The organism is Streptomyces sp. A012304 (assembly GCF_026008495.1).
GTDB lineage: Bacteria > Actinomycetota > Actinomycetes > Streptomycetales > Streptomycetaceae > Streptomyces.
On record NZ_BQUN01000034.1, the window covers coordinates 147,106 to 158,178 of the forward strand.

Here is an 11,073-nt window from a genome sequence, read left to right on the forward strand (position 1 = left end):
GGTCAGCCGGTGCGGGACTCCAGGTCGCGGCGGGTGTCGTCGCCGTAGACGCCGCTCTCGTCGCCGCGGATGCCGTACCAGAGCTGGAAGCGGGCCACGGCCTCGGTGAGGACGGGGTCGTAGCGGCCGTCGGTGGGGCCGTTGTCGTAGACGTTCGGGACGCGTCGCAGGCGCTGCTGGAGGTCGGTGACCTCGGGGCCGGTGTCCCCCTCGCGCAGGGTGCCGGCGCCGTCGGGATCGGTGGCGGCGGGTGGGGTGGTCGCGGGGGCGGCGGCGGCCGGCGCGGAGGTGGCCGGGGCGGGTGTGGCCGGGGGTGTCCCGGCGGCCGTCTGCTGGCCGCGGCCGGGCAGCAGCAGGGCGCAGGCGAAGCCGACGAGCGCCGCCGTGAGGACGGCGACCGAGGCGACGGCGACGCGGTGCGGTCCTCCGCCGGTCTCCCGGGGCGGCCGGCGTCCCGCCGTGGGCGCCGGACGCCGGGTCCGCGCCCCGGTCTCCCGGGCCGGTTCGCGTCTCGCCGCCGGCGGCAGCCGCTCGGTCCTCGCCTCACCGCCGGCCCTCGCACCAGCGCCGGTCCTCGCACCACCGCCGGTGCGCGCCTCACCGCCGGCCCTCGGCCCACCGCCGGCCCTCGGCCCGCCGCCGGTGCGCGTCTCGCCGTCGGTCCGTCGGTCCGGCAGCCGGACGGCGTCGTACGGTCCGGTGTCCTCGGTCATCTCGCGGAACAGCTCCGCGAGGGCGTCGGTGTTGCGCGGCCTGAGGACCCGGATGGGCTCCAGTACCGGTCGGTCGTGCGGCTGCCCTGGTTCGGCCGGTGTCGGCACGCGTGTCTCCCTCCGTCCCGTGGTCCCCGCGAAGAGATACGCGCGCGGGGGCGGCGGGGTTCAGCCGGCGAGGAGGTGGAAGACGTCCCGGAGGTCGTCCGGGCGCCGCCCAGGTGTCGGCGCTTCGTACAATTTGAGGCCGAACGACCGTGGGGGCCCGGACGACGGCTCCCGGGGAAGCCAGACGAAGGAGCCGCCCGTGCCCGGCCAGCGTTCCATCACCGAAGCCGAGAGGCTCGCCTCGGCGAAGCTCGGCGGGACTCCGATCCGCCGGGAGCAGATGGCGGCCGTGGCGAACATCCACCGCGCCGCGTCGGCGGTGCGCCAGCACGTGGAGAACTCCGTCCTGCGCGGCTCGGACCTGACCTGGACGGCGTTCGTCGTGCTGTGGGTCGTCTGGGTGTGGGGCGAGTCGGAGACACGGCACGTGGCGGAGGAGGCCGGCATCTCCAAGGGCACGCTCACCGGAGTGGCGCGCACCCTGGAGTCACGGGGGCTGCTGCGGCGGGCCGGTCATCCGGCCGACGGGCGGCTGGTGCTGCTGAGCCTCACCGACAAGGGCGAGGACCTGATGGTGCGGCTGTTCCCCGAGTTCAACGAGGAGGAGGCCTTCGTCACCGGCCGGCTGTCGGACGCGGAGTGCCGCACCCTCGCGGACTCGCTGCGCCAGGTCGTGCTCCAGGTCGAGGAGCACGGCGAGGAGCGCCGCCGCACCCTGCTCGGCGGGGCGGCACCCGCGCCCCGGCGCAGCGGGCGCCGCCCCCGGGCCTGAGATCGGACGCTCGGGCCCTGGTCGTACGATGACAGGACCGTCTTTCTTCTCCCGAAGGGCTCGTGCACTCCCGTGACCACCGCGACACTCCTCGACGGCAAGGCCGCAGCGGCCGACATCAAGAACGAACTCGCCCTCCGGGTCCAGGCGTTGAAGGAGCGCGGCATCACCCCGGGGCTCGGCACGATCCTGGTCGGGGACGACCCGGGAAGCCGTTCGTACGTGGGCGGCAAGCACCGTGACTGCGCCCAGGTCGGCATCGCCTCGATCCGGGTGGAGCTGCCCGCCGACGCCTCCCAGGCCGACGTGGAGGCGGCGGTGCTGCGGCTGAACGCCGACCCGGCGTGCACGGGGTTCATCGTGCAACTGCCGCTGCCCGCCCACATCGACACGCATGCCGTGCTGGAGCTGATCGACCCGGTCAAGGACGCCGACGGTCTGCACCCGACCAACCTGGGCCGTCTGGTGCTGGGCATCCCGGGGCCGCTGCCCTGCACGCCGCGCGGCATCATCGACCTGCTGCGCCGCCACCACGTGGCGATCACCGGCCAGCAGTTCTGCGTCATCGGCTGCGGCGTCACCGTGGGCCGGCCGCTGGGCCTGATGCTGACCCGAGCCACCGAGCACGCCACGGTGACGCTGTGCCACGAGGCCACCCAGGACGTCGCCGCGCACGCCCGTGAGGCGGACGTGGTGGTGGCGGCGGCCGGTGTCGCGCACCTGGTGACGCCGGACTGGATCAAGCCGGGCGCGACCGTGCTGTCCGTCGGCCTGACCCGCACCGTGGAGGGCATCCTCGGTGACGTCCACCCGGACGTGAGCGATGTCGCCGGGTCGTTCGCGCCGCCGGTGGGCGGGGTGGGCCCGATGACCCGGGCGATGCTGCTGACCAACGTCGTCGAGGCCGCCGAGCGGCTCTGACCTCCGTCGAGGTCACCCTCACCCGACCGAGGGCACTCAGTTCCCCGTCCCGAGGGAACTGAGTGCCATCCCGTGCTACGTTCCCCGGCATGAGCAGCAGCAAGCCGGGGGCCGTGAGACCGCCCATGCGGGACGCCCTGGTCGCGGCGGCCTTCCAGCTGTTCCTGGAGCGCGGGTACGAGCAGACGACCGTCGACGACATCGTGGAACTGGCCGGCGTGGGGCGGCGGTCGTTCTTCCGGTACTTCCCCTCCAAGGAGGACGTGGTCTTCCCCGACCACGAGCGGTGCCTGGCCGACATGACCGCCTTCCTCGCCCGGAGCGGACCGGAGCACGAGCCGGTCGGCCGGGTGTGCGACGCCGCCCGGCTGGTGCTGGGGATGTACGCCGAGAACCCGGCCTTCTCCGTGCAGCGCTACCGCCTCACCAAGAAGGTGCCCGGGCTGCGCGCGTACGAGTTGGGCGTCGTATGGCGCTACGAGCGCGCCCTGGCCGAGTACCTGCGCGGGCGCTTCGCCGGGCGGCCCGACGGGATCCTCCGGGCGGACGTGATCGCCGCCGCCGTGGTCGCGGCCCACAACAACGCGCTGCGCTCCTGGCTGCGCTCGGACGGACAGGACGACGCCACCGCCACGGTGGACCACGCCCTGGGGTACGTGCGGTCGGCGTTCGGCGCGCCGCCCGCCGACGGGCGGGACGGCGCACCCGAGGACGTGGTCGTGGTGGTCTCCCGGCGCGGCGCGCCCCTGTGGCGGGTGGTGCAGGAGATCGAGACGACCCTCGCCCGCGACTGACTCCGCGATTCAAGGGTACGCAGTGCCTTTACGGCTGGCACTCAGTGCCATACTCTGTCGGCGTGCACGGTGGCACGGTGAACCGCGCACCCGCGTGCCCGGCTGACGGCGCACGCTCGATTCCGGCCGAGCGCAGGGAGTTGACCAGCGTGTACCACCACTCAGGACCCGCCGTGCAGCAGGCGGCCGGCTCCCCGGCGGGCGTCATCGACCGCCGGGGCACGGACGCCGAGGCGATCCACTTCCAGCGCTGCACCTGGTGCGGCACCGCCATGTACCACCGGCTGCTGTGTCCGGTGTGCCAGGGCAGCGACCTGCGCACCGAGCGCAGCACGGGCCTCGGGACGGTCCGCCACTCCACGGTGGTGCACCGCAACACGCCCTCCGCGCGCAATGTGTCGCTGATCGAGATGGCCGAGGGGTTCGTCGTACGCGGCCGGGTCATGGGCCCGGCCATCGGCATCCACAGCGGCGACCGCGTCCGGCTGTCCACGGCCAAGGACCCGGTGCGGGGCGAGCCGGTCTTCCAGCTCGTCGACGAGCCCTACCGGGCCTGGCACTGATCGGCGCGCTCAGCCGGTCCGCTCCCCCAGTCCGGGCAGCAGGTCCCTGATCCGCGCCGGCGCACCGGTCTCGAAGCACCGGTTGGCGGCGAGTCCGACGGCGAGCGCCAGCGCGCCGTCGCGTTCGCCGGCGAGGGGCCGGCCGGCCGCCCCCGCCGTCCCGAACAGCGCGTCGAGCATCCGGGTGTCTCCCCCGCCGTGCGCCTCGTGCGCGACGGTGACGGGGATCTCGGCCGGCGGCCGCCACAACGGGCGCAGCGTCAGCCGCACCCCGCCCGCGTGCTCGGCCGCCGTGTCCCCGTGCGGCGCGCCGCCGGTGGAGGTGATCCGGGTCCGGGACGACTGCCAGCGGCTCTCCTCGACCTCCAGTTCCAGCCGGCCCGCGCTGCCGTTGACCATCACCCGGTAGCCCTCCCACGGGGAGTACGCGGTGAGGTGGTACGTCATCGTCGCGCCGCGCGCGTAACGGACCAGGACGGCCATGTCGTCCTCGATGGTGACGGGCCCGCCGAAGACGTTGCGGTCGCGGTGGTAGCCGTCGTCGCCCTCGGCGTCCAGGTAGAGGGCGCGCAGGGTGTCGTCGGCCGCGAGGTCCAGCGCGAACGGGTCGCCGGCGGCGGCGTCGGCGCCGTGGGCGCGCTCGTACGGTCGGCGCAGACCGTGACGGGCGCCCGCCTCCGGCCCGTAGAAGGCGAGCCGGCCGTAGCCGAAGACCTCCTCGGGCTCGTCGTCGAGCCACCAGTTGACCAGGTCGAAGTGGTGGCTCGCCTTGTGCACCATCAGGCCGCCGCTGCTCCGCTTCTCGCGGTGCCAGCGGCGGAAGTAGTCGGCGCCGTGCCGGGTGTCGAGCAGCCACTCGAAGTGGACGGAGAGCACCTCCCCGACCGCGCCGTCGGCGAGCAGCGCGCGGACCTTCTCGTGGACGGGGTTGAAGCGGTAGTTGAAGGCGACGGTGAGGGAGTTGCCCGTCTCGCGGACCGTGTCCAGGATCCGGGCGCAGCGCTGCGCGTCGACGGTCATCGGCTTCTCGGTGACCACCCGGCAGCCCGCCTGGAGGGCGGGGACGATGTAGCGGTCGTGCTCACGGTCGACGGTGGTGACGACGACCTCGTCGATGCCCTCCTCGGTGAGCAGGTCGGTGAAGCGTTCCGGGTCCCACTCGGTGGCGGGCGGCTCGCCCGCGGCGGTCAACAGCCGGTTGTGGAAGGCCATCCGGGTCGGGCTGGGGTCGCAGAGGGCGGCGACGCGGTGGCCGGGGCGGGCGGCGAGGTCCCGGGTGAAGGCCTGGGCACGGTGCCCGGTGCCGACGACTGCCGCCCGCAGTAGGGGAGTTCGGCTCATGGTGGTGGCCTTTCCCGGTCCCCGGGGCGGCCAGTCCCCATGTCCGGATCTTTACCCTCGGCGGACCGAATCCATGGCCACAGGCAACCCACAGCGTGAGTTTCGCTTCCTCCGAGGCGCGAGGGGCTTCCGGTACCGACGGGGCTCCCGCGCTCCCAGTGGTGAGGAGTGGACTCTTGATCCGTGCCCGGCGAATAGGTGTCACCGCCGTGGCCGCGCTCGCGGCCCTGGCGGGAACACCGGGACTGGCACAAGCCCAACAACCTTCCGAGACCCGCCCGTCGACGGCGTCCGCCGGTGACGCGCTGCCGCCCGGATGGCGCGTCAGCGGACCGGACGGCGCACCCGAACTGGTCTGGCGCTCCGACCGGCCCGTGCCCATGGGCGACGCGCGCGTGGAGTTCCACGCGGCGGACGGACTGCTCGGTGTGCCGAAGCCGGCCGCGGACGGCCGCACCTTCCGGCTCGCGCTCGACGACGCCCGCGGCACCTCCCTGAAGGACCTTCAGGTACTGGCGGGCGGGCGCCGACTGGACGCGCCCGCCGCCGGATCCGGCAAGCCCACGCGCGCTCCGCTGGCCGCGGGGCAGCCGTCGGCCCAGCCGCCGGCGAACCCGGTCGACCCCGGCAAGCCGGGCTCGTACCGCACGGTCACCGGCGAGTACGACCTCGACCCGGTGAAGCTGCCCGGGTTCGCCGCCCCGGTCGAGATGAAGGCCGTCGTGGTGTCCCCGGCCGGAGCCACCGGCAAGCGGCCCCTCGCGCTGTTCCTGCACGGCCGCCACTCGACCTGCTACAAGCCGGGCGACGACGAGTACGCGGCCGGTGAGTGGCCCTGCCCCACCGGCACCAAGCCCATCCCCAGCCACAAGGGCTATCTGCGGGACCAGAAGCTGCTGGCCTCCCAGGGCTATGTCACCGTGTCCATCTCGGCCAACGGCATCAACGGCCAGGACTTCGCGGCCGAGGACGGCGGGGCCCAGGCCCGTTCCTCCCTGGTCCGGCAGCACCTCGCCCGCTGGGCCGGCTGGGCCTCCCAGCCGGCCTCCGCCCCGGCGGCCGTCCGCAAGGCGCCGAAGGCGGACCTCGGGCGTGTCCTGCTCGTGGGTCACTCGCGCGGCGGCGAGGGCGTCAACCGGGCCGCCATGGACAGCCTCTACCCGGCGCCCGCGGCCCAGGACGGCTACCGCGGCCCGGTGCGCTGGAAGATCCGCGGGACCGTCCTCATCGGACCGACGATCTTCGGCCAGAATCCGGTCGCCGATGTGCCCTCGGCGACGATCCTGCCGGGCTGCGACGGCGACGTCTCCGACCTCCAGGGCGAGGTGTACGTCGACGGGACGCGCGGGATCAGCAAGGGCGGCGCCCTGCACAGCGCCGTCTACATGGTCGGCGCCAACCACAACTTCTTCAACAGCGAGTGGACTCCGGGCACGTCCGAGGCGCCCTCCTGGGACGACTTCTGGGAGGACGAGGAGCAGCGGGACCCGGTGTGCTCGGTGGGCACCCGCACCCGGCTGACCGCCGACCAGCAGCACCAGGCCGGCGCCACCTACATCGCCGCCGCGGCCCGGCTGTTCGTCGGCGGGGACGACAAGGTGCGTCCGCTGCTCGACGGCACGGGCAGGCGAGCCCCCTCCGCGGGCCCGGCCCGGGTCCTGACCCACGCGGTCGGCGCGCGACGGGGGGCCGGCATCCTGCCGGACGGCTCGGTGAAGGTGAGCGGCGCCACGCTGTGCGCGGCGATCGACCCGGACCCCGCCAAGGCCTGCCTGGACCGCGAGGCCGGCGGATCCTCCCCGCACTTCGCCTCGTGGGAGATCGCGCGGGAGACCGGCCGCCGCGCGGTGGCGCTGAAGTGGTCGGCGCCGGGCAAGGCGGCGCGCGTCACCCCCGCCGCCCCGCTGTCGCTGTCCGGTTCCAAGGAACTGAGCCTGCGGGTGTTCGTGCCGCCGAACACGACCGGCACGAAGCTCGACGTGTCGGTCGCCGACTCCTCCGGTCGCCGGGCCACGCTCGGCCGGGTCCAGGTGGACGGGCTGCCGGGCAGCGAGCGCACGGCCTCCCACTGGGCGCGTGAGGTCCGCGTCCCGCTGACCGCCGCGACCCGCGCGAAGCTCGACCTGAAGCACATCAAGTACCTGGAGCTGACCCCGCGTTCGCAGTCCGGACAGGCCTGGCTGATGGACGCCTGGGGCTGGGCACCCGGTACCCCGGCGGTGACGGCGGCAGCCCTGCCGCGGGTCGACGTCGGCCGTCTGACGGTGAAGGAGGGCGACTCCGGCACCCGCACCTACCGGGTCCCGGTCAAGATCTCCGGCAAGGGCAGCGGCCAGGTCCGCGTGTACGTCCTCGACCAGGACACCGGGCTGAGCACGGACAAGCTGGTCACGGTACGGCCCGGCAGCAACGCCATCGACGTGCCGGTCAAGGTGAAGGGCGACACCACCTTCGCCTACGACATGAGCCACGACATCGCCGTGAAGGCGGTGCGGGGCGCGGTCGTCGGTGCGCACCGGGGCGGGGTGACCGCCGAGAACGACGATCCCATGCCGACGATCACGGTGACGCCGGTCGCGGACCGGGTGACCGAGGGGCAGCCGCTGACCTGGCGGCTGTCGCTGTCCGAGGCGGCCGGTGTGGCGCTGTGGTTCCCCGTGGAGATCCAGGCCGTCACCGAGGGCGCGGAGCTGTCCACCAAGGACGTCGACCCGCGCTGGCTGGAGGAGTTCACCGGAGAGGCCCCCGACCCGGAGCGGGCGCTGTCCTCGCTCGATTCCTGGCTGTCGGTGGACATCCCGGCCGGCGGTACCGGCTTCGAGCTGACCGTGCCGACGGTGACCGACCGGGTGGCCGAGCCGGCCGAGTCGGTGCGGCTTCGGCTGGCCGGCTTCGAGGGTGAGCCGCAGCCCGGTACGCCGGTCATGACGGGCACGGTGCTGGACGCTTCCTGACCCGGCGGTGAGGACGGGGCACGGGCCGCTCGGTCCGTGCCCCGTCGTGTGTCACAGGGTGATGCGCAGGCCGACCGTCCCGCCCAGGCCCCGGCGCAGCCTGCTGCCGAGGAGGGAGAGACGGCCGACGATGCCGTACTTGCGGGCGATCAGCGTGCGGTAGCGGGCGGTGGTGGCCGCGTCGCAGATCTCGGCGGTGGCCGGAATCTGCTTGCCCGTCGGCCTGCCGCGCAGGTCGCAGGGGCCGACGAGGACGTCGGCCCGGGCGCGGATCCGCTTGACCTTCCAGGAGTCGGAGATCGTCCACACCCCGAGCGCGTCCCCGTCGCGCACCACCCACACGGGGGTGGCGACCGGGGTTCCGTCCTTGCGGTAGCTGGTGATCAGCAGGTACTTGCCCGCGGCCAGCCCGTCCAGCGCCGTGTCGTCCATGCTCCGAAGTCTAGGCAGCGGTGTCCGTCACCACCTCGGCAGCCGCGGTGCGTACCCGGGCCGTGCGTGTTCATGCGGCGATCGCCTCCCCTGCGCAGAGCCCGAGGGACGGCACCGTGGGGTCCTGGTCCTCGGCCCGGCGCCGCACCCACCTCCCGAGGATCTCCGCGACCGGTCGCCGGGCCGCGCTGCGGGCCGGGGATCCGGTTCGCCGGGCGTTCCGTGCGGGATGCTGGTGATGGGCACGAGACAGGGGGCTGTGGTGACCTGGGATCACGTGAACGGAAAACCCGTGGCGGACACGGCGGCGATTCCGGACGTCGCCTGCGACGAGTCGGGGTCGGACGGGGAGAACCTCACCGGCGGGAACACGGATGTGTTCGCGCACGCCAGTGTGCGCACACCCGTGGAAACGGCCGCCGCGCATCTGCGCGAGATCCGTGAACGGATCCGTTCACCCGCCGAGGAGTACAAGGCGAACCATCTGCTGCGGGAGAAACACCGGGCGGTTCTGGAATGGCTGCTCTCGCCCGACGGACCGCTGTACGGCCGGGCTCATGTGCATCTCGTGGAGAAGGCGTATTTCGTGGTGGACCGGGCCGTCGACCTGCTGCTGGACGATCCGGCGGCGGCCGTCCTCCTTTTCCGCGACGGCCGCGGAACATTCCGGGAAACGGACTGGCGGGAATTCCTCGAGGCCGCCAACCAACTGCTGCGCGTGCGGACCCACGATGTGTCCGACGCGCCGGTCGAGGATTTCTTCCGCACGGTCGACCGATTGCGGCGGACGTATGCGGGCACCGACGCGGCGGGAATTCTGGACCGGATCGCGCCGACCCGTCCGCGTGCCCTCGCCTACCGGGCGGACGTCCAGCACGGGCCTTTCGTACTGACCCCGGTACTCAATCCGCTGCTGCCGTCGGTGTTGTCCACGGCCGCGCACTGGAGCGCCGGCGGACGTCCGGTCCTGCTCACCCACGACCGGCAGAACATGCTCACCCCCGACCGCATCGCCTGGATCGAGGCGACGGCCCGCCGGCGGGGCATCGCTCTCGCGGGGCTCCGGCTCGTCCAGGCGCGGTTCGACGCCCGGGTGCAGCTCGCCGACTTCCTCGCCGGGATCGCCCGCAAGATCGCCTCCGACGAGCTGAACGGCCGCGGCGACCCGGCACTGACCGCGCTGCTGCGCCCCTACACCGGCGAGCGGGCCGTCTGGGGCGACGAGCGCAGCTGGGCCCGGCTCGGACCGGCGGACGAAAGCGGGGGACCCCGCACGGCGGTCAACTCGGCGGTCTAGATTGCTCATCGGACGCTCGCCGAGAGCGTTCGGCAGCCTCGGCCCTTCCCGTCCGAGGCATCACTCATCAGGCAGCACAGGGGGCTGATCCGTGACCGAGAACCCGCCGGCCGTGGACGTGGCGGCGCAGTCGCTGCGCGACCGCATCAACACCGCCCAGCCGCACACCGCCCGCATCTGGAACTACTGGCTGGGCGGCAAGGACAACTACGAGGTCGACCGCGCGGCCGGCGACCAGATCCGCCAACTGCACCCCGGCATAGGGGAGTACGCCCGCGCCGACCGGCTCTTCCTGGGCCGCGCCGTGCGCCACCTGGTGGCCGACGCCGGGATACGCCAGTTCCTCGACATCGGCACCGGTCTGCCCACCGCGGACAACACCCACGAGGTCGCCCAGCGCGAGGCGCCGGACGCGAGGATCGTCTACGTCGACAACGACCCGCTGGTCCTGGCGCACGCCCGGGCCCTGCTCACCAGCACGCCCGAGGGTCACACCGACTACCTCGACGAGGACCTGCGCAACGTCGACGCGATCCTCGAACACGCCGCGAAGACACTGGACTTCAGCAAGCCGGTCGCGCTGATGCTGCTCGGCGTGGTCATCTTCATCGGCGACGACGAGGACCCGTACGCGCTGGTGCGGCGGCTGGTCGACGAGCTGCCGTCGGGCAGCCACCTGGTGCTGTCGCACACCATCACCTCCCCGGCGATGCCGGACGTGGACGAGGCGGTGAAGTTCTGGAACGAGCACGGCACGCCGAAGCTCACCCAGCGCACGCCCGAGGCGGTCACCCGATTCTTCGACGGCCTGGAGCTGCTGGAGCCGGGCGTGGTGTCGTGCTCGCGCTGGCGCCCCGAGCAGACCGGCGGGGCGGAGCCGGAGGAGGTCGCCATGTTCGGCGGGGTCGCCCGCAAACGCTGAAACGATCACTCCCGGCTGAACGCGAACGGGTCCCGGCACGTATGGAGTGAGGGCGCTCAACGACCGGAGTGCCCCGCGGTGTTGGACCGCGCGTTCGGGGTTTCGGGAGCCATGCATGAGGCACGTACGACGACGGACCGTCCGGCGAGCGACACGGCTGGCGGCGGTCGGCGGACTCCTCCTGGGAGGGGCCATGGTCGCTCAGGCGGCCGTGGCGAGCGAGACGCCCGCCACGTCGGCGGTGGCGGGGGGGCGC

Annotated in this window: 10 protein-coding genes; 7 read left to right on the plus strand and 3 right to left on the minus strand. The window is 73.4% G+C overall.

Annotated features, from left to right (window positions below):
• Nucleotides 1-2: 2 nt before the first annotated feature.
• Nucleotides 3-821 (minus strand): peptidoglycan-binding protein, encoded by an 819-nt coding sequence (locus tag ALMP_RS07710; RefSeq protein ID WP_264925484.1) that lies wholly within the window; start codon nt 819-821, stop codon nt 3-5.
• Nucleotides 822-1,020: 199 nt separating this feature from the next.
• Between ALMP_RS07710 and ALMP_RS07715 the strand changes: the two genes are divergently transcribed.
• From ALMP_RS07715 to ALMP_RS07730, 4 genes are all read left to right on the plus strand, one after another.
• Nucleotides 1,021-1,593 (plus strand): MarR family winged helix-turn-helix transcriptional regulator, encoded by a 573-nt coding sequence (locus tag ALMP_RS07715; protein ID WP_264925485.1) that lies wholly within the window; start codon nt 1,021-1,023, stop codon nt 1,591-1,593.
• A gap of 72 nt (nt 1,594-1,665) precedes the next feature.
• On the plus strand, nt 1,666-2,514 hold the full coding sequence (locus ALMP_RS07720) for a bifunctional methylenetetrahydrofolate dehydrogenase/methenyltetrahydrofolate cyclohydrolase (protein ID WP_264925486.1): 849 nt from the start codon (nt 1,666-1,668) through the stop codon (nt 2,512-2,514).
• A gap of 125 nt (nt 2,515-2,639) precedes the next feature.
• Nucleotides 2,640-3,308, plus strand: coding sequence for a TetR/AcrR family transcriptional regulator (locus ALMP_RS07725; RefSeq protein WP_264925566.1), 669 nt, complete (start codon nt 2,640-2,642; stop codon nt 3,306-3,308).
• 149 nt (nt 3,309-3,457) lie between these two features.
• Nucleotides 3,458-3,871: a Zn-ribbon domain-containing OB-fold protein gene (locus ALMP_RS07730; protein WP_264925487.1), complete on the plus strand. Its 414-nt coding sequence runs from the start codon at nt 3,458-3,460 to the stop codon at nt 3,869-3,871.
• A gap of 9 nt (nt 3,872-3,880) precedes the next feature.
• Here ALMP_RS07730 and ALMP_RS07735 read toward each other — a convergent pair whose 3' ends face one another.
• Nucleotides 3,881-5,212, minus strand: coding sequence for a Gfo/Idh/MocA family protein (locus tag ALMP_RS07735; RefSeq protein ID WP_264925488.1), 1,332 nt, complete (start codon nt 5,210-5,212; stop codon nt 3,881-3,883).
• Between the two features lie 176 nt (nt 5,213-5,388).
• Between ALMP_RS07735 and ALMP_RS07740 the strand changes: the two genes are divergently transcribed.
• The gene (locus ALMP_RS07740; RefSeq protein WP_264925489.1) at nt 5,389-8,166 is read left to right on the plus strand and encodes a S9 family peptidase; all 2,778 of its coding nucleotides are present in this window, start codon (nt 5,389-5,391) and stop codon (nt 8,164-8,166) included.
• Between the two features lie 51 nt (nt 8,167-8,217).
• Here the strand turns inward: ALMP_RS07740 and ALMP_RS07745 are convergent, their stop codons facing one another.
• Complete coding sequence (locus ALMP_RS07745) at nt 8,218-8,598, minus strand: PPOX class F420-dependent oxidoreductase (RefSeq protein ID WP_264925491.1); 381 nt, start codon at nt 8,596-8,598, stop codon at nt 8,218-8,220.
• Between the two features lie 238 nt (nt 8,599-8,836).
• Between ALMP_RS07745 and ALMP_RS07750 the strand changes: the two genes are divergently transcribed.
• Entirely contained in the window at nt 8,837-9,895 is a 1,059-nt protein-coding gene (locus ALMP_RS07750) for a hypothetical protein (RefSeq protein WP_375803457.1), read from the plus strand.
• Nucleotides 9,896-9,986: 91 nt separating this feature from the next.
• Nucleotides 9,987-10,817, plus strand: a complete 831-nt coding sequence (locus ALMP_RS07755; protein WP_264925494.1) for an SAM-dependent methyltransferase — start codon at nt 9,987-9,989, stop codon at nt 10,815-10,817.
• Nucleotides 10,818-11,073: the final 256 nt, after the last annotated feature.

Excerpts from the sequence above, each read along its gene's own strand:
- ALMP_RS07745 (WP_264925491.1), bottom strand. The coding sequence starts at position 8,598 with ATGGACGACACGGCGCTGGACGGGCTGGCCGCGGGCAAGTACCTGCTG.
- ALMP_RS07750 (WP_375803457.1), top strand. The coding sequence starts at position 8,837 with ATGGGCACGAGACAGGGGGCTGTGGTGACCTGGGATCACGTGAACGGA.
- ALMP_RS07725 (WP_264925566.1), top strand. The coding sequence starts at position 2,640 with ATGCGGGACGCCCTGGTCGCGGCGGCCTTCCAGCTGTTCCTGGAGCGC.
- ALMP_RS07735 (WP_264925488.1), bottom strand. The coding sequence starts at position 5,212 with ATGAGCCGAACTCCCCTACTGCGGGCGGCAGTCGTCGGCACCGGGCAC.